General features: G+C 72.4%; 24 protein-coding genes. 8 read left to right on the top strand and 16 right to left on the bottom strand.

The features are described 5' to 3' along the window. Positions 1-888, bottom strand: an 888-nt coding sequence (locus tag DQW85_RS13555) for a serine/threonine-protein kinase (protein ID WP_162794960.1), incomplete at its 3' end; no start/stop codon positions are given. Between the two features lie 74 nt (positions 889-962). Between DQW85_RS13555 and DQW85_RS13550 the strand changes: the two genes are divergently transcribed. Next, complete coding sequence (locus DQW85_RS13550; RefSeq protein ID WP_113700675.1) at positions 963-2,468, top strand: succinic semialdehyde dehydrogenase; 1,506 nt, start codon at positions 963-965, stop codon at positions 2,466-2,468. Between the two features lie 36 nt (positions 2,469-2,504). After that, complete coding sequence (locus tag DQW85_RS13545; RefSeq protein ID WP_113700674.1) at positions 2,505-3,569, top strand: PLP-dependent cysteine synthase family protein; 1,065 nt, start codon at positions 2,505-2,507, stop codon at positions 3,567-3,569. A 6-nt stretch (positions 3,570-3,575) separates the two neighbouring features. Here DQW85_RS13545 and DQW85_RS13540 read toward each other — a convergent pair whose 3' ends face one another. The 3 genes from DQW85_RS13540 to DQW85_RS13530 are packed head-to-tail and all read right to left on the bottom strand — an operon-like array spanning position 3,576 to position 5,700. Then, positions 3,576-4,439, bottom strand: coding sequence for an SDR family oxidoreductase (locus tag DQW85_RS13540; RefSeq protein WP_113700673.1), 864 nt, complete (start codon positions 4,437-4,439; stop codon positions 3,576-3,578). A gap of 56 nt (positions 4,440-4,495) precedes the next feature. Further along, positions 4,496-5,239 carry an N-acetyltransferase gene (locus tag DQW85_RS13535; RefSeq protein WP_240197151.1) on the bottom strand — a complete coding sequence of 248 codons (744 nt, stop codon included), beginning with the start codon at positions 5,237-5,239 and terminating at the stop codon, positions 4,496-4,498. A gap of 11 nt (positions 5,240-5,250) precedes the next feature. Then, positions 5,251-5,700, bottom strand: a complete 450-nt coding sequence (locus DQW85_RS13530; RefSeq protein ID WP_205315097.1) for an Lrp/AsnC family transcriptional regulator — start codon at positions 5,698-5,700, stop codon at positions 5,251-5,253. A gap of 88 nt (positions 5,701-5,788) precedes the next feature. Between DQW85_RS13530 and DQW85_RS13525 the strand changes: the two genes are divergently transcribed. Further along, a complete protein-coding gene (locus DQW85_RS13525) occupies positions 5,789-7,138 on the top strand; it encodes a pyridoxal phosphate-dependent decarboxylase family protein (RefSeq protein WP_162794959.1) in 1,350 nt (449 codons plus the stop codon). Here DQW85_RS13525 and DQW85_RS13520 read toward each other — a convergent pair. The 3 genes from DQW85_RS13520 to DQW85_RS13510 form a co-directional block, all read right to left on the bottom strand. Next, complete coding sequence (locus DQW85_RS13520) at positions 7,068-7,712, bottom strand: signal peptidase I (protein WP_113700670.1); 645 nt, start codon at positions 7,710-7,712, stop codon at positions 7,068-7,070. The two genes, DQW85_RS13525 and DQW85_RS13520, sit on opposite strands and share 71 nt — an antisense overlap. Before the next feature lie 25 nt (positions 7,713-7,737). Beyond that, positions 7,738-8,148 carry a hypothetical protein gene (locus DQW85_RS13515; protein ID WP_162794958.1) on the bottom strand — a complete coding sequence of 137 codons (411 nt, stop codon included), beginning with the start codon at positions 8,146-8,148 and terminating at the stop codon, positions 7,738-7,740. A gap of 89 nt (positions 8,149-8,237) precedes the next feature. Then, positions 8,238-8,534, bottom strand: coding sequence for an RCC1 domain-containing protein (locus DQW85_RS13510; RefSeq protein WP_113700668.1), 297 nt, complete (start codon positions 8,532-8,534; stop codon positions 8,238-8,240). Positions 8,535-8,726: 192 nt separating this feature from the next. Here DQW85_RS13510 and DQW85_RS13505 point away from each other — a divergent pair, with 192 nt between their 5' ends. Both DQW85_RS13505 and guaA read left to right on the top strand, forming a co-directional pair. After that, complete coding sequence (locus tag DQW85_RS13505) at positions 8,727-9,566, top strand: SDR family NAD(P)-dependent oxidoreductase (RefSeq protein ID WP_113700667.1); 840 nt, start codon at positions 8,727-8,729, stop codon at positions 9,564-9,566. A gap of 69 nt (positions 9,567-9,635) precedes the next feature. Next, on the top strand, positions 9,636-11,183 hold the full coding sequence (gene guaA / locus DQW85_RS13500) for a glutamine-hydrolyzing GMP synthase (protein WP_113700666.1): 1,548 nt from the start codon (positions 9,636-9,638) through the stop codon (positions 11,181-11,183). Between the two features lie 3 nt (positions 11,184-11,186). Here the strand turns inward: guaA and DQW85_RS13495 are convergent, their stop codons facing one another. Beyond that, positions 11,187-12,620: an MFS transporter gene (locus DQW85_RS13495; protein ID WP_113700665.1), complete on the bottom strand. Its 1,434-nt coding sequence runs from the start codon at positions 12,618-12,620 to the stop codon at positions 11,187-11,189. A gap of 80 nt (positions 12,621-12,700) precedes the next feature. Between DQW85_RS13495 and DQW85_RS13490 the strand changes: the two genes are divergently transcribed. Next, positions 12,701-13,129 carry a winged helix-turn-helix transcriptional regulator gene (locus DQW85_RS13490; RefSeq protein ID WP_113700664.1) on the top strand — a complete coding sequence of 143 codons (429 nt, stop codon included), beginning with the start codon at positions 12,701-12,703 and terminating at the stop codon, positions 13,127-13,129. A 178-nt stretch (positions 13,130-13,307) separates the two neighbouring features. On the opposite strand, the gene DQW85_RS13485 is transcribed toward DQW85_RS13490, so the two are convergent. The 8 genes from DQW85_RS13485 to DQW85_RS13450 all read right to left on the bottom strand — a co-directional run bounded on the left by DQW85_RS13485 (position 13,308) and on the right by DQW85_RS13450 (position 21,068). Next, positions 13,308-13,853: a MarR family winged helix-turn-helix transcriptional regulator gene (locus tag DQW85_RS13485; RefSeq protein ID WP_113700663.1), complete on the bottom strand. Its 546-nt coding sequence runs from the start codon at positions 13,851-13,853 to the stop codon at positions 13,308-13,310. Between the two features lie 132 nt (positions 13,854-13,985). Next, positions 13,986-15,428: a hypothetical protein gene (locus DQW85_RS13480; RefSeq protein WP_113700662.1), complete on the bottom strand. Its 1,443-nt coding sequence runs from the start codon at positions 15,426-15,428 to the stop codon at positions 13,986-13,988. A 55-nt stretch (positions 15,429-15,483) separates the two neighbouring features. Further along, entirely contained in the window at positions 15,484-16,170 is a 687-nt protein-coding gene (locus DQW85_RS13475) for a polysaccharide deacetylase family protein (RefSeq protein WP_162794957.1), read from the bottom strand. A 74-nt stretch (positions 16,171-16,244) separates the two neighbouring features. Then, on the bottom strand, positions 16,245-17,510 hold the full coding sequence (locus DQW85_RS13470; protein WP_240197150.1) for an acyl-CoA reductase: 1,266 nt from the start codon (positions 17,508-17,510) through the stop codon (positions 16,245-16,247). Between the two features lie 44 nt (positions 17,511-17,554). After that, positions 17,555-18,586: a LuxE/PaaK family acyltransferase gene (locus DQW85_RS13465; protein WP_113700659.1), complete on the bottom strand. Its 1,032-nt coding sequence runs from the start codon at positions 18,584-18,586 to the stop codon at positions 17,555-17,557. A gap of 163 nt (positions 18,587-18,749) precedes the next feature. Then, a complete protein-coding gene (locus DQW85_RS13460) occupies positions 18,750-20,063 on the bottom strand; it encodes an AMP-binding protein (RefSeq protein WP_113700658.1) in 1,314 nt (437 codons plus the stop codon). A 26-nt stretch (positions 20,064-20,089) separates the two neighbouring features. Continuing rightward, the gene (locus tag DQW85_RS13455; RefSeq protein ID WP_113700657.1) at positions 20,090-20,845 is read right to left on the bottom strand and encodes an SDR family NAD(P)-dependent oxidoreductase; all 756 of its coding nucleotides are present in this window, start codon (positions 20,843-20,845) and stop codon (positions 20,090-20,092) included. After that, positions 20,823-21,068: an acyl carrier protein gene (locus DQW85_RS13450; protein WP_113700656.1), complete on the bottom strand. Its 246-nt coding sequence runs from the start codon at positions 21,066-21,068 to the stop codon at positions 20,823-20,825. Before DQW85_RS13450 ends, DQW85_RS13455 begins: the two co-directional genes overlap by 23 nt. A gap of 367 nt (positions 21,069-21,435) precedes the next feature. Between DQW85_RS13450 and DQW85_RS13445 the strand changes: the two genes are divergently transcribed. Further along, positions 21,436-22,071, top strand: a complete 636-nt coding sequence (locus DQW85_RS13445; RefSeq protein WP_240197149.1) for a hypothetical protein — start codon at positions 21,436-21,438, stop codon at positions 22,069-22,071. Next, the coding region (locus DQW85_RS13440; protein WP_162794956.1) for a class I SAM-dependent methyltransferase at positions 22,068-23,523 on the top strand (1,456 nt) is incomplete at its 3' end. The genes DQW85_RS13445 and DQW85_RS13440, both read left to right, overlap by 4 nt.

Genomic DNA, 23,523 nt, shown 5'->3' with positions numbered 1-23,523 from the left:
GGCAGCGGCGGCCTGGGCGAGGATGCCGGGCCCGCCCGCCGGATGACCGGGGCCGCCCGCGGGCAGACCCGGGCCGCTCACCGGGTGCTGGAGCAGCCGCATGATCACCTGCTCGGCGGCCGGCCGCTGCGCCGGGTCCTTGGCCAGGCAGGCGAGCACCACGTCCCGGAGCGGCCCCTCCAGCATCCGCACGTCGGGCGGCTGGTTGAGCACCCGGTTGATCACCGCGGGCATCGTGTCGCTGCCGAACGGCGCCTGCCCCGACGCGGCGAACACCATCGTCCCGGCCCACGAGAACAGGTCGGCCGCGGGCCCCCCCGGGTGTCCCATGATCTGCTCGGGAGGCATGTACGCGGGCGTGCCGACCGGCATGCTGCTGATCGTCGAGGTCGCGTCGAGCGCGCGGGCGATGCCGAAGTCGATCACGCGCGGGCCGTCGGCGGCCACGATGACGTTGGCGGGCTTGAAGTCGCGGTGCACGATGCCGGCCTGGTGGATCGCCGCCAGCGCGGTGGCGGTGCCGATCGCCAGGCGCTGCAGGGCCGAGCCGGCGCGCGGCCCCTCCTGCTGGACGACCCGCTGCAGGGACGGCCCCTCGATGAACTCGCTGACGATGTACGGCCGGTCGAGCTCGACACCCGTGCCCAGGACTGCCGCGGTGCAGAAGGGCGCGACGCGCTGGGCCACCTGGACCTCGCGCAGGAAGCGCTCCACGCTCACCCGGTCGCCTGACAGGTCCGGGCGCAGCCACTTCACGGCGAGATGCGTGCCGGCGGCGTCTCTGGCCAGGTAGACGACCCCCTGGCCGCCCTCGCCGAGCCTGCCGATCAGGTCCAGGCCCGCCAGCCGTTGAGGATCGCCGGGTCTGAGCGGAGCGAAGGAAGGCATGAGGGGATTGTGGCCCTTTGCCGACTGTCCCGGAAAACTACCCACCGGTAGCAACTCCGGAATATCATTCGGTCATGCACGTGACGTCCAGCGGCGAGACCCAGGTGATCACCACTCCTTTCACCGGCGAACCCCTCGCCGAGCTGCCCGTCTCGCGTGCCGACGACGTCAGCGCGGCCTACGCCAAGGCCCGCGACGCCCAGGCGGCATGGGCGGCCCGGCCGGTCGCCGAGCGGGTGCGGCCGTTCCTGCGACTGCACGACGCGCTGCTCGACCGCCGCGGCGAGATCCTCGACATCGTCCAGAACGAGACGGGCAAGGCCCGCAAGCACGCCTTCGAGGAGGTGCTCGACGTCGCGGGCTGCAGCCTCTACTACGCCCGCCGCGCCCCGCGGCTGCTCGCCCCGCGCCGCCGCCAGGGCGCCTTCCCGGTGGCCACGCGGGTGACGGAGCTGCGCAGGCCCAAGGGCGTGGTGGCGCTGATCTCGCCGTGGAACTACCCGCTCTCCCTCGGGGTCACCGACGCCGTGCCCGCGCTTCTCGCCGGCAACGCGATCGTCCACAAGCCGGACACCCAGACGGCCCTGTCTTCGCTGTGGACCATTGACCTCCTGGCCGAGCTCGGCATGCCGCGCGACATCTGGCAGGTCGTGCTGGGCGAGCCGGCCGAGATCGGCGACACGCTGTTCGACGGCGCGGACTACGTGGCCTTCACCGGCTCCACGCGCGGCGGCAGGAAGATCGCCGAGGAGTCGGCCAAGCGGCTCATCGGCTGCTCGCTGGAGCTCGGCGGCAAGAACCCGATGGTGGTGCTCGACGACGCCGACCTCGACCTCGCCGTCCAGGGCGCGATCCGCGCCTGCTTCGCCAACGCGGGCCAGCTCTGCGTGTCGATCGAGCGGCTCTACGTGCACGCCTCCGTGTTCGACGCATTCGCCGAGCGCCTGGTCGCCCAGGTGCGCGGCCTGAGGCTGGGCACGGGCCACGACTGGTCGGTCGACATGGGCTCACTCACCTCCCGCCGCCAGCTCGACGCGGTCACCGCGCACGTGGAGGACGCGCTCGCCAAGGGCGCGACGCTGCTTACCGGCGGCAGGCCCAGGCCCGACCTGGGTCCGCTGTTCTACGAACCCACGGTCCTGACCGGCGTCACCGAGGACATGGAGCTCTGCCGCAACGAGACGTTCGGCCCGGTGGTGGCCCTCCACCCGTTCGCCACGGACGACGAGGCCGTCGCACTCGCCAACGACACCGTCTATGGCCTCAACGCCTCCGTCTGGACGTCCGACCTCGCGCGCGGGCGCGCGCTCGCCGGCCGCGTCAGGGCCGGGACGGTCAACATCAACGAGGGGTACGCCTCGGCCTGGGGCTCCTACGACGCCCCGATGGGCGGTATGAAGGCGTCCGGCCTGGGCCGCAGGCACGGCGCGGAGGGCCTGCTCCGCTTCACCGAGGCGCAGACCGTGGCCTCGCAGGCGTCCTGGCTGGGCTTCGAGCCGCCGGCCGGCCTGCCGTACGAGAAGTGGGCGGTGGTCCTGAGCGCCACGCTCAAGACGATGCGGCGGCTACGGCTCAGGTGAGCGCCGGAAAAGTGCGGCGCATGGCAGGCTGATGGGGTGAGCTGGGACTTACGCGCGCTGGACCTGCTGCAGGCGGGGGACCCGACACCGCTGATCGAGCTGCCCGTGGCGGCGCCGGGCGTGCGGCTGCTGGCCAAGGACGAGTCGGCGCAGCCCACGGGCAGCCTGCGGCACCGGCACGCCAGGGCGCTGTTCAGGCAGGCGGTCCTCGACGGGCTGATCACGCGGGGCACTCCCGTGGTCGAGGCCACCGGGGGCAACGCGGCGGTGGCGCAGGCGTGGTTCGCCAGGCGGCTCGCGCTGCCGTACGTCGTGGTCATGCCGGGCGCCCGCAGCGAGGAGCGGGCCCGGCCGGTGGAGGAGCTGGGCGGGGAGTGCCGGTTCGTGACGCCGCCGCTCGCCATCTACGACGAGGCCCGCGAGGTGGCCGCGGAGGCCGGTGGGCACTTCCTCGACCAGTTCGGGCGGGCGGCCGAGCACGATCTAGCCGACGAGCTGTTCGCCCAGGCACGTCCCGACTGGGTGGTGGTGGGCGCGCACACCGGCGCCACGTCGGCGACCCTGGGACGCCGGGCCCGCCACGGCGCGGCCGACGACCTTGGCGGCCTCGACGCCCCCGACGCCTCCGACGCCCCCGACGCTCCCGGCGGTCCGGGGGTGGGGGAACGGCCGAGGGTGGCGGTGGCCGATCCGGAGAACTCCGCGTACTTCCCCGGCTGGACTCTCGACGCGCCCGACTACGCGACCGGCATGCCGTCGAGGATCGAGGGGATCGGCAGGCCGAGGATGGAGGCAGGGTTCCGGCCCGACCTCGTGGACCTGGTCGTGCCCGTGCCGGACGCGGCCGGCGTGGCGGCGGCCCGGCGGATCCGCGAGGTCACGGGGCTGGCCGTGGGAGCCTCCTCGGGCACGGCGCTGTGGGCCGCGCTGGAGCTGGTCGAGCGGATGCGCGCCAAGGGGGAGGACGGCACCGTGGTGTCGGTCATCGGCGACGCGCACCCCCGGCATCTGGCGACCTGCCACGACGACGGGTGGGCCGCCGGGAAGGGGCTCGACTGGCGGGCGCACCGGGACGAGCTGCTCCGCCGTACCGGCTCGTGATCGGTGTCAGCCGGGGAGGGTCTCTCCGCCGGTGGGGGCGAGGACCTCGCCCGTGTAGTACGAGGACAGCCGCTCCGACGCGAAGAACACGTACGACGGCGCGATCTCGTCCGGGTCGGCCGCCCGCCCCATCGGCGCCTGCTCGCCGAACCTGCCCACCTTCTCCTCCGGGAACGTCGCCGGGATCAGCGGCGTCCACACGGGTCCAGGAGCGACGGCGTTGACCCGGATGCCCCGGCCGATGAGGTTCTGCGCCATCGAGTGAGTGAACGCGTTGACGGCGCCCTTGGTCGCGGAGTAGTCGATCAGCGTCTTGTTCCCGCGCAGGCCGTTGATCGAGGACGTGTTGACGATCGCGGCCCCCTCGCGCAGGTGTGGCAGGGCGGCCTTGGTGACGCGGTAGTAGCTGTGGATGTTCACCGCGAACGTGTGCTCCCACTGCTCGTCCGTCAGCTCCTCCAGGGAGCCGACCGGCGCCTGGTAGGCCACGTTGTTGACCACGATCTCCAGCCCGCCCAGCTCGTGGACCGCCTGCTCGACGACCGACGCGCAGTGGTCGCGGTCGGCGAGGTCGCCGGGGAGCAGGACGCAGCGCCGTCCGGCCTGCTCGACCAGCTTCCTGGTGTGGTTGGCGTCCTCGTGCTCGCTGAGATAGGCGATGGCGACGTCGGCGCCCTCCTTGGCGAAGGCGACGGCGACGGCCCTGCCGATGCCGGAGTCGCCTCCGGTGATCAGCGCCCGCTTGCCCGCCAGCAGGTCGCGCCCCTCGTAGTCGCGCATCTCGTCGCGCGGCTCGGGTGCCATGTCGCCGGTCCGTCCCGGGTACGGCTGGGTCTGCTCGGGTGGTGTGGTGTTCGGTTCCTGAACCATGCCGAGCGCTTGCCCCCAGGAGGGTAAGGCTAACGTCACCCCCGGGGCGCCGGTCGTCAGCGCAGTGGGTGCCTGACCCAGACGTTCGGCTCGACGTACACGGCGTGGTCGTGCGCGACGTCGCAGTGCACCGGGCCGAGCGCGCCCGGCACCTCGACCGGGCCTGTGCGGTCGAACGGCAGGCCGGTCCACTCGCGCCACTCGGCGAGCGTGCCCGCGACCACCATGGAGCGGGGCGCCACCTTGACGATCCGCCCGCCCGCTCGCACGTGGACGCGGAGCCACGCGTCGTACGGGAGGCCGTCGGCCCGCGTGCGGAAGGCGTACTCCTCCATCGGCGTGTGCGGCTCCAGGTGCTTCTGGTTGGGCCGGACCGGCGCGACCAGCTCGGCGAAGCCTCGCCGTGCCGCGTGCTGGCGCATCGCGGCGACCATCCGCGGCGATACCCCCGCCCCGAGCAGGTCGCGGCGGACGGTGACCTCCAGGGCGGAGACGCTGTCGGGCGCGACGCCCGTCTCGCGCGCCAGCCAGCCTTGGCGGATCACCGCGTCCCACCCGCCGTCGGGCAGCTCGGAGTCCTTCGCGGTGTACGGGATCATGCAGGCGCGCGCCACCAGCCGCCCGGGTTCGGCGTCGTCGTCGGCCACCAGGACGTAGTCGGCGTACGCCCGGTCCGCGATCGGGTAGAACAGGTCGGCGACGGGGTCGTTGAACATGAACACCTGCCACCCGTGCTCCATCTCCCAGAGGGCGGCGGCGAAGCCGGGGCGTTCGGCGAGCGTGGTGATCCGGAGCGACATGCGGATCATTGTCACATCTCGGATGGCCGCTGGATGGGCTGATGCTCGGTCTTGAAGATCAGCGTGGTCTGAAGGTGCACGATCTCCGGCCGGGTCAGGAACTTCTCCAGCGCCAGCCGGTGCAGGTGGTCGGCGTCGGCCACGGCCACGTGCACCAGGAAGTCCTCGGTGCCCGCGACGTGGAAGAGGGTGATGGTCTCCGGCAGGCCCAGCACGAACGCCCGCAGCGGGTCCACGAGCTGGCTGGTGTGCGGCCGCACCCGCAGGGCGAGCAGCGCCTGCAGCGGCCGGCCCAGCCTGGCCGTGTCGACCGAGGCGCGGAACCCGGTGATCACGCCGCGGCGGCGCAGCGAGCGGACCCGTTCGAGGGCGGTGGAGGGCGCGACGCCGAGGCGCTCGGCGAGGTCCTTGTTGGGCAGCCGGGCGTCGTTCTGCAACTCGGCCAGGATCGCCAGGTCCACCGCATCAGGTTCGGCGTTATGCACCATCATCTCCCTCCGATTCGGTGATGGTAGCCGTACGTCGATGTATCAACCACCATTTCGAAGTATGTGGAACATCCAGGAGTTCACCGAGGCGGCCGGCGTCACCGTGAAGGCGCTCGCCGAGTACGTGGACGAGAGCCAGCGCGGGGCCGTCCCGGTGGTCAGGCGCAGGCCGCCGCGGGAACTGGCCGACCGGCTTGGGCTCAGGGACCTGATCCAGAAGGGCGGCATGACGCCGGGCACGTACCGGGAGTTCCTGCGCGTCTTCCTCGCGGAGGGGACCAGGCTGCACCACCCGGCCTACCTGGGGCACCAGAGCGCCTCACCCGACTTCCCGGCGGCGCTCGCCGACTTCGTCCACGGGGCCACGAACAACCCGATGGCCATCTACGAGATGGGCGCGGCGGCGGCCACGGTGGAGTTCGAGGTGCTGCGGTGGATGCTGGCCAAGGTGGGGTTCCCGGCCGGGGGCGGGGTGCTGACGCACGGCGGCTCGCTCGCCAACCTCACCGCGCTGCTGGCCGCGCGGGCGCGGGCCGCGCCGGACGCCTGGGAGGACGGCGTGCCGGACGACCTGGTGATCCTCACGCCGCCCTCCGCGCACTACTCGATCTCGCGGGCGGCCTCGATCCTCGGGCTCGGGCAGCGGGCGCTGGTGCCGCTGGAGACGGACTCCCTCGGCCGGATAGACGCCGCCCGCCTGCCGGACGTCTCGGGACGAAGGGTGATGGCCCTGGTGGCGTCCGCCTGCGCGACCGGCACCGGCCTCCACGACGATCTGCGGGCCGTCGGGGAGTGGTGCCGCGAGCACGGCGCCTGGTTTCACGTGGACGGCGCGCACGGCGCCTCCGCCCTGCTCAGCCGGCGGCACGCGCACCTGCTCGACGGCATCGAACTGGCCGACTCGGTCATCTGGGACGCCCACAAGATGCTGCGCACCTCCTCACTGGCCGCCGCCGTCCTCGTCCGCCGGGAGAGCGACCTGGACGCGGCCTTCAGGCAGGAGGCCAGCTACCTCTTCTACGGCGACCAGGGCTTCGATCTCATCAACCGCACCGTCGAGTGCACCAAGGCCGAGCTCGGCCTCAAGATCTTCATGAACCTCGCCTGGCGGGGTGAGGACGGCCTCGGCGACTACGTGGACAGGCAGTACGCCACGGCCCACCGCTTCTGGGAGCTCGCGCGCCGCCGCCCCGGCTTCGAGCTTCCGTACGAGCCGGAGAGCAACATCGTCTGCTTCAGGTACGGCGAGGCGGACCAGGCCCGGCTCCGTGAGCTCCTGATGCGGGACGGCGCGTTCCACCTCACCTCGACCGAGCTGAACGGAGTTCGTCACCTCCGCGTCACGGTGATGGCGCCCGCCACGGACGACCGGACCCTGGAGGCCCTGCTCGACGCGGTCGCCACCGTCTAGACCGTCGAGCTTGACGCCCGCGCCGCTCCGGCTGGTCCGGCTGGTCCGGCCGCTCCGGGGCGTCGCCTGGCTCGTCCGGGTCGCCGCCTCGCTCGCCCCGCTGCCACCACACCACCGGCAGCCCGATCCACGGCACGCGCAGCCGGCCCTGCCCGAGCACGTCGCGGGGGTCGAGCGGCGTCGCGTCCGGCCGCGCGTTCGCGTCACCCGCCGTGATGATCTTCCCGTCCCGCCGGACCTCGTGCACCCGGTGCGAGAGCAGCCGGTCCGGGCGGGTGGGGTGGGGGAACAGGACCACCGCGCCGGCCTTGATGGTGTGGGCGGGCCGCTGCGCGAACAGGACGACGTCCCCCGGCCTGATCTGCGGGCCCATGGACCCCGTCAGGATGACGGAGGTCCGCCAGCCGGGCAGCACGGCGGGGAGCTGTGACCAGACGAGCAGCCCGGCGAGGGTCGCCAGCGCGGCCCGCCCGGCCAGCGAGCAGGCGAGCCGGACCCACTTGACGCGCGGGCGCGCCGTACGGCCCGCGCCCTCTGGGGACGCGCGCCGTACGGCTGGTGCGGGCGGGTTCATCTGGGCTGCCGGATGCCTGGCCCGGTCAGCTCTGCGCTTCCCAGATGAAGGCCACGTTGGGCGTGGAGCCGTTCTGCGCGGCCGGCGGAGCGGCGGCGTCGAACGTCCAGGTGATGCGGAAGCTGAGCGTGTCCGGCGGCGTGCCGTCGAGCGCCCACGGTCCGAGGCCGTTGGCGTAGCTCGTCCTCGTCGAGGTGAGGGTGGCCAGGGTGCCGGTGAAGGTGGCCGCGCCGTTCGGGGTGAAGCCGGCGCAGTTCGCGAACGTGCCGCCGGTGCCCTCCTCGATCGTCAGGTCGACGTACTGGCTGATGTCGTTCGCCGGGGTGGCGTTGTTGCCCGAGTTGCCGGTCACACCCACGAAGGCGGCGGTCGAGGCCTGCCACACGAGAATTCCACTCAGCAGGAGCCCCACGGGAATCGCCAAGAATTGCGACATTGCCCCTATTTTCGTCTTCCCGGCCGTACCTGCATTGCGATCATCCCTCTCGAAAACCATGGCAATTGGGCTATCCGCGTAAAAGTGGACTAAGTAATGGCCAGTGTTGTGGAAGAATCCGGGCCGGTCGCGACCACTGACGCTGTGCGGCCCGTCAGCTGCGCCGGGGAGGTGCGGTCGGTGGTGTCGCCGAGGCCGAGCTGGCCGCTGTCGTTGCGGTCCCACGCCATCAGATTGCCGTCGGGAAACGTCGTGGCGGCCGACCATTTGCCGGTCGTGGACGTGGTGGCCGAGAAATCCGCGAACGCCGTGCCCGTATGTTGAGGCCCCAACAGAATGAGGCAGCCGAGCGCGCCCGCCGGCCATCGCCGCCAATTGCCAACCATCGCGCGAGCACTCCGCTTTGCGAGAAATCCTGCCGTATCAAGGGCGCGATCATGTTAACGGTTACCGGCCTGGGTCACCGTGCGCCACGACGCCAATGCGAACCCTGGGATCGGCAGAACCTGATCGGGTAACCGCCCTGGACTCAGGGGCCCGATCCTGTAGCGTCGAACCGAGCGCTAGGGAGGCTTCGGGTGCGAGAACTCTCCGGCAAGGTCGCGGTCGTCACGGGCGCGGCGAGCGGCATCGGCAGGGCCCTCGCCCTGCGGTTCGCGGCAGAGGGCATGACGCTGATGCTGGCCGACGTCGATCCGGGCGGGCTGGCGGAGACGGCGCTGCTGGCCGGCGACACGAAGGTGCTCACCCAGATCACCGACGTGTCCGACGAGGAGTCCGTGCTCCACCTCGCCGACAGCGCCTTCGGCGAGCTGGGCGCCGTCCACCTCCTCTGCAACAACGCGGGCGTCTTCCAGGGCGGCCACCTGTGGACCCGCACGCGCGAGGACCTGGTCTGGGTGCTGGGCGTGAACCTGTGGGGTGTGCTCCACGGCGTCAACGCGTTCGTCCCGCGCATGATCGAGCAGGACACCGAGGGCCACATCGTCAACACGGTGTCGGTGGCCGGCCTGTTCGCCGCCCCCTGGGCCGGAGGCTACGCGGTCAGCAAGTACGCCGCGCTCGCCGCCTCCCAGGCCCTCGCCCACGACCTGATCGTCAGCGGCTCCAAGCTCCGCGTCACCGCGCTCTGCCCGGGAGCGGTCCGCACCCGGATCAACCACTCCGAGCGCGTACGCCCCCTCGACCTGGCCCTCGCGCCCGACGCCCTCCCGGCGGGCTCCGACGACCTGGCGGCGCAGGAGAGGATCGACGCCGCGGTCGGCGAGGGCATGGACCCGGCCGAGGTCGCGGGCATGGTCGTCGACGCCGTACGCGAGCAGCGCTTCCTGCTGCTCACCCACCCCGAGTACGAGAAGAGCCTGCGCCTGCAGACCGAGACACTTCTGTCCGGCGGCCTGCCTGGGCTGCGCGCCTAGCCATCTCCGGTCCACGGGTGCTGCCGATACACTGAGAGGCACCGCATTCGCCTTTGGGGGGTTCTCTCGGTGTCTGAGTTCGACACAGTGCTGGTGGTCGACTTCGGCGCGCAGTACGCGCAGCTGATCGCCAGGCGCGTGCGCGAGTGCCACGTCTACTCCGAGATCGTCCCCTCGACGATGCCGGTGGAGGAGATGCTGGCCAAGGATCCCAAGGCGATCATCCTGTCCGGCGGCCCCTCCTCCGTCTACGCCGACAACGCGCCGACCGTGCCCGACGGGCTGTTCGCGACCGGCGTGCCGACGTTCGGCATCTGCTACGGCTTCCAGGCGATGGCCCAGGCGCTGGGCGGCGACGTGGCCCGCACCGGCGTCGCCGAATACGGCGGCACCCGGCTCGACGTCCTGAGCGAGGGCGTCATCTTCGCCGGGCTGCCCGCGACCCAGAAGGTCTGGATGTCCCACGGCGACAGCGTCGCCGCCGCCCCCGAGGGTTTCACGGTGACCGCCTCGACGAGCGAGACGCCCGTCGCCGCCTTCGAGCACCGCGAGCGCGGCCTGTACGGCGTGCAGTTCCACCCCGAGGTGCTGCACAGCGAGCACGGCCAGACCGTGATGAAGCACTTCCTCGACGCGGCCGGCTGCCGCCCGACCTGGACCATGCTCAACATCGTCGAGGACTCCGTCGAGGCGGTCCGCCGGCAGGTCGGCGAGGGGCGGGCGATCTGCGCGCTGTCCGGCGGCGTCGACTCCGCGGTGGCCGCCGCGATCGTCCAGCGCGCCATCGGCGACCGGCTCACCTGCGTCTTCGTCGACCACGGGCTGCTGCGCAAGGGCGAGGCCGAGCAGGTCGAGCGCGACTTCGTGGCCGCCACGGGCGTCAGGCTGCGCGTCGTCGACGCCGCCGACCGGTTCCTGAAGGCCCTCGACGGGGTCAGCGACCCCGAGGAGAAGCGCAAGATCATCGGACGCGAGTTCATCCGCGTCTTCGAGGACGAACAGCGTGCGATCATGGCCGACGGCCCCGTCGACTTCCTGGTGCAGGGCACGCTCTACCCCGACGTGGTCGAATCGGGCGGCGGCACCGGCACGGCCAACATCAAGTCCCACCACAACGTCGGCGGCCTGCCCGACGACCTGCGGTTCGAGCTGGTCGAGCCGCTGCGCGCCCTGTTCAAGGACGAGGTGCGGCGCGCCGGCGAGGAGCTGGGCCTGCCCTCCGCCATGGTGTGGCGCCAGCCGTTCCCCGGCCCCGGCCTCGGCATCCGCATCGTCGGCGAGGTCACCCGCGAGCGGCTCGACCTGCTGCGCGAGGCCGACGCGATCGCCCGCGAGGAGCTGTCGCGCGCCGGCCTCGACCGCGAGATCTGGCAGTGCCCGGTGGTGCTGCTCGCCGACGTGCGCTCCGTGGGCGTCCAGGGTGACGGCCGCACCTACGGTCACCCGGTGGTGCTGCGCCCGGTGACCTCCGAGGACGCGATGACGGCCGACTGGGCGCGCGTGCCGTACGACGTGCTGTCGCGCATCTCCACCCGCATCACCAACGAGGTACGCGAGGTCAACCGGGTGGTGGTCGACGTGACCAGCAAGCCGCCCGGCACGATCGAGTGGGAATAGCCGTCAGGCGCCCGCGGTGACCGTCTCCGCGGCTGCCGCGTCCTCCGCGTCCTCCGCGGCGGCCCGGCGGCGGCTGGGGAGCATCGTGAGCGCGACCAGCAGCCCGGCCGCGGACAGGCCCGTGGCGACCAGCATCGCCACCCGATAGCCGGCCACCAGCGCCTCGGGCGACGTGGCGCCGCCGGTGACGCTCGACGCGATCGTCACCAGGGCGGCGACCCCGACCGAGATGCCCACCTGCTGCGTCACGTTGAACAGCCCCGAGGCCAGCCCCGCCTCCGCGGCCCGCACCTGCGACGTGGCCGCCACCGTGGCGGGCGTCACCAGCAGCCCGAAGCCGAAACCGGTGAGCAGCTCGCCGGCCAGCATGTCGGTCAGGAAGCCGCCGTCGACGTCCAGGCCCAGGTACAGGGCCGCGCCCACGGTGATGAACGCCATGCCGGTCGCCGCGGTGGCCCGCAGGCCGTACCTGCTGAGCAGCCTGCCGCCGAGCGTCGACGCGGTGACCGCGATCGTGATCGCGATGGCGGCCAGCGACAGGCCCGACTCGGTGGCGCTGTAGCCGAGGACCGTCTGGGTGTAGAGCGTCAGGATGAAGAACACCGGCTGCATGGCGGCGACCACCAGGAACATCAGCGCGTTGCCCGCCCGCAGCCGCCGGCGGCGGAAGATGCCGAGGGGCATGAGCGGGTTCGCCGAGCGCCGCTCGATGACGGCGAACGCGGCCAGCAGCGCGACGGCCGGCACGCCCGTGCCGAGCGTCCGGGCCGAGATCCAGCCCGCCTCCGCGGCTCCCACCAGCGCGTAAATGAGCAGGGCCAGCCCGCCGGTCGAGGTGATCGCGCCCGCGACGTCGAACCCGCGGGGGCGCTCGGCGGACCTCGCGGCGGGGAGCAGGCCGACGGCCAGCACGGCGACGGCGACGCCGATGGGCACGTTCACGAAGAAGACCGACCGCCAGCCGAACCAGTCGGTGAGCAGGCCGCCGAGCACCACGCCCGCCGAACCGCCCAGCCCGCCGACCGCGCCCCACAGACCCATCGCCTTGTTGAGCGCGGGGTCGTCCCTGAAGACGGTCATCACCAGCGACAGCGCGGCGGGCGCGACCAGCGCTCCCGCCAGGCCCTGTACGGCCCGCACCGCCACGAGCATCCCGCCCGCCGTGGCCAGACCGCCCACCAGGGACGACGCGGCGAACAGCGCCATGCCGACGACGAAGACCCTGCGGCGTCCCGCGTAGTCCGAAAGCCGCCCACCGAGCAGCAGCAGCCCGCCGAACACCAGCGAGTAGGCGGTGGTCGTCCAGGACAGGTCCTGCTGTGTCAGGCGCAGCTCCGCCCCGATGGGCGGCATCGCGATGCTCACGATGGTGAGGTCGAGGATCAGTACGAACTGGGTGGTGGCCAGCAGCGCGAGCGCGGCCCACTTGTTCTTCATGCCGGACTTCCTTAAGGGAACGACTTGTAACAGTGGTCATGGTGTGTGACCATCGAGGTCCCGCGGAAGAAGGCACTTTCATGTCCCAGGGACACACCGCTGTACCAGACCAGCTCAAGACGCTGGACGACGCCCAGGCCCTGCTGGCCCAGGGCATCTGCCCGATCCCGCCGCGCGACATCCTCGACAGGATCTCCGGCAAGTGGCCGATCCAGATCATCGTCGCCGCGGCGAATGGCCCGATCAGGTTCACCGAGCTGGAGCGGCTGATCGACGGCATCAGCCGGCGCATGCTCACCCTGACCCTGCGCAACCTGGAGCGCGACGGCCTGCTGGAGCGCACGGTCTACCCGACGGTGCCGCCCAAGGTCGAATACCAGGCCACGCCGATGGCGCTGGAGCTGTACGAGGCCATGCTGACGCTGACCAACTGGTCGCACCGCCACAGCGCCTGCGTCGCCGCCTCACGCCAGAGGTACGACGCCCGCCAGGCCGCCGCCACCGCCTGACGCTCCACCCGCGTGGCGCCCCCGGTCTTACAGTGGCGCTCCAGCCGGAGCGCCTCGCCTCGCGGATCGCCCGTAGCGCACGTCATTCGCCTGGTCTTTCACCGCCGCCGAGTAGCGCCGCCCGGCCGTTCGGCGCGGGAGAACGGTGGCTGGGGGCTGCCGGCGCATCCACGGTGAGCTACTCGTTGTCGGCGTCGAGGTCGCCGCGTCCACTGTCTGGGAGATCGTCGGCATCGACCCGGCGGGACGAACGGAGATGCGCGCGGAGCGTCGCGGCGATCTTGCCTGCCGCGGGGAGCTGGTCTGGTGTCAGCGCGTCGACAAAGAGTTCGCGGACGGCGCGCAGATGCGGAACTGTCGCACCCTGGAATGTCTCGGCGCCGGTCGGGGTGAGCACGACCTCGGCTCCGCGGTTGTCGGTGGCGCACTCTTCGCGGCGGATGAGCCCGCGCCGCTCCATGCGGGCGAGGTGATGGGACAGGCGGCTGCGTTCCCAGCCGATGTGGGCCGCGAGCACGGAGGAGCGCATCCGCTGCCCCCGCGACTCGCTGAGGGCGAGTAGTACGGCGTAGTCGCCCTGAGACAGCGAGGACTCGCTCTGCAGCCGCGACGCGAGTTCGGAGCGGAGTGCCTCCGCCGTCTCGATGAAGTCCCGCCAGATCCGCAGCTCCTCCGCGCTCGGCAACCGGCGCCCCCTCCGCCGCCGCGGTGTGTCCTGCGTCATGGGATCCCTTCTGATTGACGCGTCAGTTATACCTGAGGAGTTCTTCGTCGATTCGTGCGTCTTCCGTGGCGAAGGCCCGCGCCCGCCCCAGAGGGGACGCGCGCTGCTGTGCCGGGATGCCGATTGCGGGGACTAGCGCTCCACCGGCGTGGCCGCCTGCTCGTGCCGCTCGCCGCGCCGTGGGAGCAGGCGCGCCACGCTGCCCACGAGCAGCGGCAGGAGCAGCATCCCGATGTAGATGGGCGCGGCCATGTAACGGAAGTCCTGGGCGGAGATGTTGGCCAGGATGGCGAGCTGCTGCCCGGCCACCACCGCCGCGACGGCGGGCACGTACCTGTTGCGCAGCGCCCACGCCCCCAGGCCGACGGCGAGATAGGTCACGTACGACCACAGGGCGCCCCGCCAGAGCAGCCAGTCGTAGCGCGGCTCCGCCGCGGCCAGCAGCCACGAGTCGGCCACCCGGTAGAGCTCGTGCGACTTCGGCCGCAGCGTGAAGACCGCCCGCTCGGGGAAGTCGGGCACCTTGGCGGGGCCGACGTACGTCTCGGCGGACGGCCTGCGGGAGAAGTGATAGGTCTGCCCGCCGACGGCCCACTCGTCCTGCGTGATCTTCCAGGCGATCTCACCCCTGCAGAGCCGCGCGTCCACGATCAGGCGGGGCTGCCGCAGGAGCAGCCGCCGCCAGAGGTCCAGGAGGTCGCCCGCGCGCGCGTCGGCCTGCTGCCAGCTGAAGTCGCGCCGCCAGATCAGCGGGTTGATCGTGTGGCAGGTGCCGCCCTCCGTCCACCTCGACAGCGGCGCCACGGCGCTCATCAGGGCCTGGTCCTGTGGCGCGAACAGCTCCGGGTGGTCGCGGTAGAGGACGGCGATGTCGCCGAAGGCGGTGTGGTACACGTACGTCCTCGACGGGGCCGCGATGCCCAGGTGCGGGAAGACCAGGTTGCCGAGAAGGAGCGGGAGGGCGGCGGCCGCCACGCCGACCAGCGCCAGCCGTACCCTCATGGCCTTGACCACGACGACCAGCACGACGACGGCGACCGCCACGATCAGGAAGCCGTTCGCCCTGAACAGCCCGAGCGCCGTCATGAGCGCGCCGAGCCCGGCCAGCCGCCGCGCGGTGACGGTCCGGGCCGCCGCCATGCCGGCGCACGAAGCCGCGATGGCCACCGCGCACAGCGTGAACGGCACGTCCTTCCAGAGCGCGACCGAGAACGCCCCCACCGCGGGCAGGAACGGCATCAGGACGGCGACCGCCGTGGTCGACCGAGGCGGAGCGCCGAGCGCCCTGAGCGCGCAGGCCAGGTAGGTGAGGGTGGCGGCCATGGCCGTGGTCTGGAGCAGTGTGACCAGGCCGAGGTCGCCGGTCACGCGGATGCTGAGCCACAGCAGCGCGTCGTAGACGACCGAATGGTCGCTCACCCAGGGGCCGACGACGGTGTGGCTCAGGTACAGCACCGAGTCCCGGCTGAACAGGCCCGGATAGTAGGCGACCCACCAGCACACGAGTACGGCCTGGATGGTGAGGAAGGTCGCGAGCGTCCCCCATCGCGATGACTTCGCGGTCTCCGTCTGCATGACTCCAATCCCGGCTGCCGGGACACTCACCCCCGCTTGGGCAAACTACCGCGATCTAGGGGTAGCTCACCCCTGGCTCCAGCCTCTCGCCGCCGAGAAGAGCCGGGACCGTGACCAGGTGGTAGCCGCGCTTTCTCAGCTCCTTGACGATCGACGGCATGGCCTTGACGGTCTCCGGGACCGTGTCGTGCAGCAGGATCACGCCGTCACGCCTGGCCAGGCGGAGCACCGCCGACCTGATCCTGGCGGTGTCGCGCAGGTCCCAGTCGAGCGTCGTGCCCGTCCACATCACCTGCGCTAGCCCCTGCTCCCCGGCGACGCGCAGCACACGGTCGTCCGTGTGCCCGTACGGCGGGCGGAACATCGTCACCCGCTTGCCCGTCTTCTCGCGGATGATGGCCTGGGTGACGCCGAGTTCGTCCAGGATCTCGTCGTCGAGCAGTGACGGCAGCGACGGATGCCCGTACGTGTGGTTGCCCAGCGCGTGCCCCTCGGCCGCGGCCCGCCTGGCGATGGCCGGATGGCGCTCCACCCGCTTGCCCATGAGGAAGAAGGTGGCCTTGACCTTCTCCTTCCTCAGCACGTCGAGCAGGGCCGGCGTCTGCTTCCCCGGGCCGTCGTCGAAGGTCAGGGCGATGCACTTGACCTTCGCGCAGTCCACTCTGGCCTGCGCGCCGGTTCGGGCGCCGGTGGCCGGAGCGCCGCTGATGACCAGAGAGAGCGCCAGTAAGCCGTGAATCACCACAAGTGCCACCTTATGGCGAAAGCATCACTCCTGCTGGCCCCACACCCGCGTGTCGCCGCGCCTGTCCTGCCTCAGGGGAGAACGGTGACCAGGCGAGTGAACTCGGCGGGCAGGTCGACGCCGTCCCACACCCGGTGGAAGCTGAGCGCGCTGCCGATCGGCACCATCCGGTCGACGCCGCGCCCCGCCAGCACGCCCGCCAGCTCCTCCAGCTCGCCCCGTGAGAAGCCGAAATGGGTCATCGTCTGGTCTTTCCGCTCCACCAGCCCGGCCAGCTCAGCCAGCGAGCCCAGCCGGGCGTGCGCGAACGTGCCCGCCCCGAGCCAGCGCCGGGGAGCCGCCTCGGCTCCGGCCAGCACCACGCTCGCCAGGGCGTTGCCGTGGAATCCGACCGACCGCGCCGCGCCGTCGGCGGCCAGGCCGTACGTGGCGACCCGCTTCTCCACCGCCATCGCGGCGTCCACCGTCCAGCCCCGCCGCGACACCGCCAGCGCCAGGCAGGAGGTGAAGTCGTCGCGCGCCGCGTCGCAGTCGGCGGCCCGCGACCCCACCCAGAACACGGTCCGCGGTGACGAGCAGGCGGCCTGGTCGAACCAGTAGGAGTCGTTCGCGAAGCCGTCGGCCACCGCCTCGCGCGTGGCGGGCGGCGCGGCCAGCCACGCCGGCGCCAGCACGACCGTGAACGAGGACCGGTCGGGAAAGGCCAGGTCGCGAGCGTGCGGAGCCAGGGGATGTCGGCGGACCTCCCGCACCGTCCGGTCACCACCCCACACGACGCGCAGATCGCAGGCCGCGGACAGGGCCGCGGTGACGGTGTCGGAGCGGTCGTAGGAGACGATCCGCTGGGTCGCGGCCACCGCCCCGGCCACCTCCGGATCGCACGCGTCGAGCGTCTCCCGCAGCGCTCGTACGATCGCCGACGCCACCGCGCCCGCCCTCGGGGAGAGCCGCACGACGTTGCGGTTGCCCATCAGGGCCGACAGGGCCCAGGAGTAGGCGAAGACGGTGTCGACGTTCGCGGGCGGGATGTGGAACACCAGCCCGCGTGGCACCCGTACCGACTGGCCGCCGCGAACCCCGTCGAGGACGCGCGCCAGCTCGCCGGGCCGCAGGAAGAACCCGAGCGAGGCCAGCTCGGGATGGCGGCGAGCCAGTGCCGGGCTCAGCAGCCGCCGCCCGAACGCCCCGAGAAAGTCACGGACCCGCTCATCCCCGACCCCCAGACCCCCGGCACCCGCCACCTCACCGAGCAGCCTGGTGACCGGAACCCGCCCCCCGGCCGGAAAGACCAGGTCCAGCGTCCCCTCAGCCGGATCCGCCGCGACGGCCGAGCGCACCCGACCGCCGCCCCTCACTGGAGGACCCCCACCGAGGCCGGTCATCAGGCGACCGCCTGCCCGAACGTGTCGCTGCACCCGCGCGCCTCGGCCCGGGGCAGCCGCCCCAGCACCGAGAACCGCTTGCCCGGCCACGCTCCGTCGTCCACCCCGTGCACCACCCCCAGGTCCTCGGTCAGCAGCACGTGCCCCGGATAGGACGTGGGCAGCGTGCTCACCACCTCGATCAGCCCTGGCACGCCCGGCGGCGCCTCCTCCCAGGTCTCGGGATCGCGGATCACCACGTTCGCGAAGTCGGGACAGTAGAGCCCGTCACCGTCGGGCCCCTCAAGGAAGATCGTGCCGATCTGCTCCACCATGCCGTAGAAGTCGTGGACGCGCGTCAGCCCGCACTCCTCACCCAGTCGCCTGCGGTATTCGGCGTTGTCCACGGCCTGCTCGGCCAGCTTCTTCCAGCCCCCGGAATGGATCAGCACGCCATGTGACAGGTCGAGGCCGAGCCCGCGCAGGTGGAGCCAGGTCATGAAGGTGAACCCGAAGATCAGGAAGGGCTCGCCGCCGTGCCGCGCCAGGAAGCGCTCGACCGACACGCCTTCGAGCCGGCCGTGCTCGTCCAGCGCGAACGTGTGGTCGCGGCCGAAGTGCATCATGCCCAGCACGCCCGCCCCCCGGGCACTCAGCGTGGGGTCGCGGGTCACCGACCGGCTGTCGACGATCAGCATCGGCAGCCGCCGCTCGCCCAGCACCACCCTGAGCGTCGCCGCCAGCATGCGCGGCTGCGTGGCCGCCGCCTCCCGGTCGAGGTAGACGCGGCTCGGCGTCTGGCCGGTGGTGCCGCTGGAGGTCAGCACCCTGAACACCTGCTCCTCCGGCACGCTGCGCAACTCGTGCGTCTTGAACAACCGCACCGGCAGCCACGGCAGGTCGGCCACCCGCGCGTAGGGCCCCGCCGACCCGATCGCCTCCAGGATCCCGTGGTAGGGCGGGCACGAGCGCCGGTGCCGCTCGGTCAACGCCACCAGCCGCGGCAACAGCGCCGCCTCCCGCTCGGCCTCGGTCAGGGTGAAGACACTCACCCCCCGACCTCCCGCGCTCCCGGGGGCATGCCGGCCGTCCGCTCTGTTGCCCGCGACCGGTGTGAGGGGCCCTGGCACCCGGAACTCCACGCGCGGGGTGCGCGCACGGAGAGGAGCCCGGCATGCGGGACGGGCGGGGTGGCGGTGGGGGCGTCGTCGGGGGTCATGTGCGTGACTCCAGGGCACGGTAGTCGATCTTGCCCGTGGTGAGCAGGGGCAGCCGGTCGACGGCGCGCACGTCGAACCCGCTCCAGTGGACCCGCAGCTCCGTGCCGAGCCGGCGGGCGAGGCGGGCGCACCCGTCGCGGTCGAGGCCCTCCGCCCACACCGTGACCCGGTCGTCGCCGCTCGTCGCCGCGATCGGGCCGCAGTCGCGCAGCATCCCCTCGACGTCGTCGAGGTTGACCCGGACGCCGAAGATCTTGGCGATGCGCTTGACCCGGCCCGTGAGGTAGAGGAAGCCCTCGTCATCGAGGTGGCCGAGGTCGCCGGTGCGCAGGACGCCGCCCAGGTCGTCGCCGCGGGCGAGGTCGGCCGCGGACTCGGCGTAGCCCATCATCACGTTGGGCCCGTGGTAGACGACCTCGCCCGAGTCGACGGTCAGGCGGCCGCCGGGCACGGCCTGGCCGGCGGAGCCGGGCTTGTCGGCCAGCCGCTCGGGCGGCAGGACGGCGATGCGGGCGGTCGCCTCGGTCTGGCCGTACATGACGAAGAAGCGGCCGGCCTTGGCGGCGAACTCGCGCACCAGCTCGTCGCGGAGCCGCCCGCCCGCCTGGGTCAGCGTGGTGAGCCGGGGGTGCTCGGCCGGGTCGAAGCGGAGCCTGCGGAGCATCTCGTACTGGTAGGGCACGGCTGCGAGGGACGTGCACCCGTGCTGGTCGAGATGGGTCCAGAACGAGCGCTCCAGCAGGCCCGCGTCGGTCAGCACGACGGTGGCGCCGGCTGCCAGGTGGCTGTTGAGCACCGACAGGCCGAAGCTGTAGTGGAGCGGGAGGCTGGTCGGCGCGACGTCGCCGGGGCCTATGGCGAGGGCGGTGGCGATGGCCTCGGCGTTGGCCAGCACGGCCCGCCGCCCCAGCCGCACGAGCTTGGGGTTGCCGGTCGAGCCGGACGTGGCGAGCATGACGGCCAGGTCGGGATGGGGATCGGGGGCCTCGCGACGGCCCCGCGGCGTGCCCTCCACGGCGTGCGCGAAGCCGAACAGCGCGGTGGGCCTGAACCGCCTGATCAGCCCGGTGAGAGCGCCGGGGGACAGGTCGGCGTCGAGCAGCGCGACCGGCGTGCGGGCGCGCATGGCGGCGAGATAGCGCACCACGGACGTCAGGTCGTTGCGCATGCCGCAGAACACCGGACCGGGCGGCAGGCCGGTCAGGAACCGCGCGGCCCGCTCGATCCGGGCGGCCAGCTCGTCGCCCGCGAGCACAGCCGGCTCCCCGGCGACGACGAGCCGCGCCTGGGGGTACGGGAAAGCATCCATGGAAGATCCATCCATAGTGTCGGCCCTCACAGCACCAGCCCGCCGTCGACGCCGACGACCTGGCCGGTGATGAAGGACGCCTGCTCGGAGACCAGGAAGGCGACGGCGGCGGCCACGTCGTCCGGCCTGCCCAGGCGGCCGAGCGGGGTCGCGGCGACGGTCGCCGCCCGCGCCCGCTCGTCGAGCGTGGCGAGCATGCCGGTGTCGATGTAGCCGGGGGCCACGGCGTTGACCCGGATCCCGGCGGGGCCGAGCTCCCTGGCGGCGGCCATGGCGAGCCCGAGCAGCGCGGCCTTGGTGGCGGAGTAGGCCGCCTGGCCGGGCGCCCCCCGGAGTCCCATGATCGAGGAGACCAGCACCACGGCCGGGCTCGTGCCCCGGCGCAGCAGCCTGACCGCCGCCTGCAGGGTGTGGGTGGCGCCCATCGCGTTGACCTCGAACAGCCGGGACACCGCGGTGGTGGGCGTCATGCCGAGCAGGCCCGCCTCGTGGACGCCCGCGTTGACCACCAGGACGTCGAGGCGCCCGTGGCGGCTGCGGATCTCGCGCATCATGGCCGAGACCGCGCCGGGCTCGGCGACGTCGCCGTGGACCGAACCGGCCCGGCCGCCCGTCTCGGCGGCCACCTCGGCCGCGGCCTTGGCCGCCCTCTCCTGCTCGCGCCCGTGCACGACGACCTCGTGGCCCGCCGCCGCCAGCGCGACGGCGACGGCCCGCCCGATGCCGGTCGTCGAGCCGGTGACCAGGGCGACGCGCGGGTCAGGAGGCGGCGTCGGCGCCATGCTTCTCCAGCAGGAGGACCGCCTTCGCGAACGAGCTCATGTCGATCATCTCGTCTGTGTCGATCATGGTGTCGAACTCGTCCTCGATCGCGGCGACCAGGGCCATGTGGGCCAAGGAGTCCCACTGGGGGATCGCGCGGTATTCGAGATCGTCGACGTCGGCGTCGTCCGGAAGGCCCAGGGAGACGCGGAAGACATAGCGCAGCCGATCGAGGTGGGTCATGGTCACTCACTCTCTGTGGTCGAACCGAGACGTAGTGTAGCTCTGATCCCGCATGGCTCAAACCGAGACCCCGTCGTGAGTAATGGAACCGTATAACGACGGGTGGTGCGCGAGTGGGGCTGGGAATGTCGGATGGGGCGCGCCAACCGCTACAGGGGGAATGATGGACGAATCCAATCACTGGTACGGTCACTCCCGCATACTCGGCAGATATTGCGGGCTGGCGGACGACACGCCCCGGCGAATACAGGGATTCCTCCAACACGGCTGGAACTATCTGCACGGCTTTCCGCCGAACGACCATTGGTGCAGCCCGGGATATCCCCGCTTCATCTGGAGTGACGTGCTCAGACGTCGCGGATGGTCCATGGGGCGCAGAGGCCACTACCTCGTCGGAGCGCCCTGGATCTACCTGCTCGACCTGGAGCCCGACCTCGGCCGGATTCCGGAGGAAGAACGCCGGGGCACCATTTGGTATCCCTTTCACGGATGGGAGAAGAACGCGGTCAGCGGCGACCACGGCAGGCTCGCCGCCGAAATCCGCCAAGTGGAGGACGGGCCGGTGACGGTGTGCCTTTACTGGCTCGAGTTCGCCAATCCGGACATCCGGCGGGCGTACGAGTCGGCCGGTTTCCGGGTCGTCTGCCACGGCGACCGTGGGTCACGCTGGGACGGCAGGGGCCGCGACTTCCTGCGCGGGCAGCTCGTCGAGCTGCGCGGCCACCGCAGGGTGGCCTCCAACCGGCTCGGCAGCGCGCTGTTCTACGGCGCCTCGGTCGGCTGCGACGTCGCCGTCTACGGCGACCCGATGCAGTTCGAGGGCGAACGGCCCGAGTACGGCGGCACGGCCAGGCGGATGAGGCTCTGGCCCGAGCTGCACGGCGAGCGGGTCGACCCCGGCCTGGCCGCCGAGGCCGCGCGGCGCGAGCTGGGATTCGACCATCAGGCGACACCGGAGGAGCTACTGCGAATGTTCGGCTGGAAGCGGGTGCGATGCGCATGAACGAGGCACCGGGCAACGTCCGGCTGATCGGTGGCGAGATGCTGCTGTGGTCCGACGCGGACGACGTCACCGACTGGCGTGGCGTGGGGCTGGAGCTGGTCAGGCGGCTGGTCCCGGACGACGGCCGGGTGCTGCTGGCGGGCCCGCACTCGGGGAGCCTCATCGGCGCGGTGGCCGCCTGCGCGGCGTCCACGGACCTCCTCGTCCGCTCCTATCCGGACGCGTGCGCGCTCGGCGAACGCCACCCCTCGCTGGTCGTGCACTGCGGCAGGCTGCGCGCGCTCGCCGGGGAGGCGCCGTACGACCTCGTCCTGGCGCTCGACGGCCTCGGCCGCACGCACTCCGCCGAGGAGCAGCCCCCCTCCTGGCAGGAGTCGTTCGAGGCGCTGGCGGGGCTCGTCGCGCCCGGCGGCGGGCTCGTGCTGGCGGTGCCGAACGATCTCGGGATCGACCGGTTCGTCGAGGCCAGGCCGCCCGACAGGGAGGGCGCGGACGGCCACTGGGAACCCCACGGCTTCGACCCCAGCCACCCCGGTGGGCCCGGCGCCCTGGACACGGCGCTGGCGTCGGCCGGGCTCGAACCCGGCAGGCGCTACGCCGCCTACCCGGGGCGGGCGACCCCGCGCGCGCTGTTCGGGCGCGAGCTGCTCGCCCGGGATCTCCCGGAGGCGCTCACGGTCCCTCTCTCGGCGCGCGGCGGCGACACCATGCTGGTGGCCGACCCGCTGCGCCTGACGAGGCTGGCGTTCCGGCACGGTCTGGGCGAGCCGCTGGCCCCGCTCTGGCTGGCGGTGGCCACCAGACCCGCCGCGCCACCCTCGGATCCGCCCGCGCCGTCCGTGGATCCGCCCGCGCCACCCTCGGATCCGCCCGCGCCGTCCGTGGATCCGGCCGCGCCCTCGGGTGAAAATGGTTTCGCCGACCTGGTCGGGCCGTCCAGCGCGTACGCCGGACCGGGAGCGTGGGCGGTGCCGCTGCCCGCCGGGCTCGTCGAGGTCGGGCGGGCCGTGCACGAGGTGACGGCGACCACCACCAGGCGGCTGCCCGACGGCACGGAGCGGCCGATCCCGCGCGGCCGGATCGTGGAGGAGCTGCTGGTCGAGGCGTGCGCCCGCGAGGACGTGCGGGCGGTGCGCGAGCTGCTCGCCGAGCTGGCCGCGTGGGTGGAGGACGGCGGCGACGCCCCCGCGGACAACCTCGTCTGGGACGGCGAGCGGTTCGCCCCCATCACGCCCGTGCCCCCGCCGTCGGGGCCGGTGACCGCCCAGGTGGTCCTCGCCCGGATCCTCTGGCGGTTCGCGGTCCGGCTGCTGGCCGCCGGCCACCACCACCCGTGGCCGTGGCCGCTGGCGGCCGACCAGCTCGCCCTGACCCTGTGCGGCATGGCCGGGCGGCCCTGCGCCGAGGCCGACCTCGACCAGGCGCGCAAGCTCGACGCCGAGCTCGGGCAGG

Origin of the sequence: Nonomuraea lactucae (genome assembly GCF_003313395.1) — a bacterium.
GTDB classification, from domain to species: Bacteria; Actinomycetota; Actinomycetes; order Streptosporangiales; family Streptosporangiaceae; genus Nonomuraea; species Nonomuraea lactucae.
The sequence above is the reverse complement of the archived record's forward strand: the minus strand, read 5'-3'. Positions and strand labels throughout refer to the sequence as shown.

Excerpts from the sequence above, each read along its gene's own strand:
- DQW85_RS13550 (WP_113700675.1), top strand. The coding sequence starts at position 963 with ATGCACGTGACGTCCAGCGGCGAGACCCAGGTGATCACCACTCCTTTC.
- DQW85_RS13540 (WP_113700673.1), bottom strand. The coding sequence starts at position 4,439 with ATGGTTCAGGAACCGAACACCACACCACCCGAGCAGACCCAGCCGTAC.
- DQW85_RS13535 (WP_240197151.1), bottom strand. The coding sequence starts at position 5,239 with ATGTCGCTCCGGATCACCACGCTCGCCGAACGCCCCGGCTTCGCCGCC.
- DQW85_RS13525 (WP_162794959.1), top strand. The coding sequence starts at position 5,789 with ATGTGGAACATCCAGGAGTTCACCGAGGCGGCCGGCGTCACCGTGAAG.
- DQW85_RS13520 (WP_113700670.1), bottom strand. The coding sequence starts at position 7,712 with ATGAACCCGCCCGCACCAGCCGTACGGCGCGCGTCCCCAGAGGGCGCG.
- DQW85_RS13515 (WP_162794958.1), bottom strand. The coding sequence starts at position 8,148 with ATGTCGCAATTCTTGGCGATTCCCGTGGGGCTCCTGCTGAGTGGAATT.
- DQW85_RS13510 (WP_113700668.1), bottom strand. The coding sequence starts at position 8,534 with ATGGTTGGCAATTGGCGGCGATGGCCGGCGGGCGCGCTCGGCTGCCTC.
- DQW85_RS13495 (WP_113700665.1), bottom strand. The coding sequence starts at position 12,620 with ATGAAGAACAAGTGGGCCGCGCTCGCGCTGCTGGCCACCACCCAGTTC.
- DQW85_RS13490 (WP_113700664.1), top strand. The coding sequence starts at position 12,701 with ATGTCCCAGGGACACACCGCTGTACCAGACCAGCTCAAGACGCTGGAC.
- DQW85_RS13485 (WP_113700663.1), bottom strand. The coding sequence starts at position 13,853 with ATGACGCAGGACACACCGCGGCGGCGGAGGGGGCGCCGGTTGCCGAGC.
- DQW85_RS13480 (WP_113700662.1), bottom strand. The coding sequence starts at position 15,428 with ATGCAGACGGAGACCGCGAAGTCATCGCGATGGGGGACGCTCGCGACC.
- DQW85_RS13460 (WP_113700658.1), bottom strand. The coding sequence starts at position 20,063 with ATGGATGCTTTCCCGTACCCCCAGGCGCGGCTCGTCGTCGCCGGGGAG.
- DQW85_RS13455 (WP_113700657.1), bottom strand. The coding sequence starts at position 20,845 with ATGGCGCCGACGCCGCCTCCTGACCCGCGCGTCGCCCTGGTCACCGGC.
- DQW85_RS13450 (WP_113700656.1), bottom strand. The coding sequence starts at position 21,068 with ATGACCCACCTCGATCGGCTGCGCTATGTCTTCCGCGTCTCCCTGGGC.
- DQW85_RS13445 (WP_240197149.1), top strand. The coding sequence starts at position 21,436 with ATGGGGCGCAGAGGCCACTACCTCGTCGGAGCGCCCTGGATCTACCTG.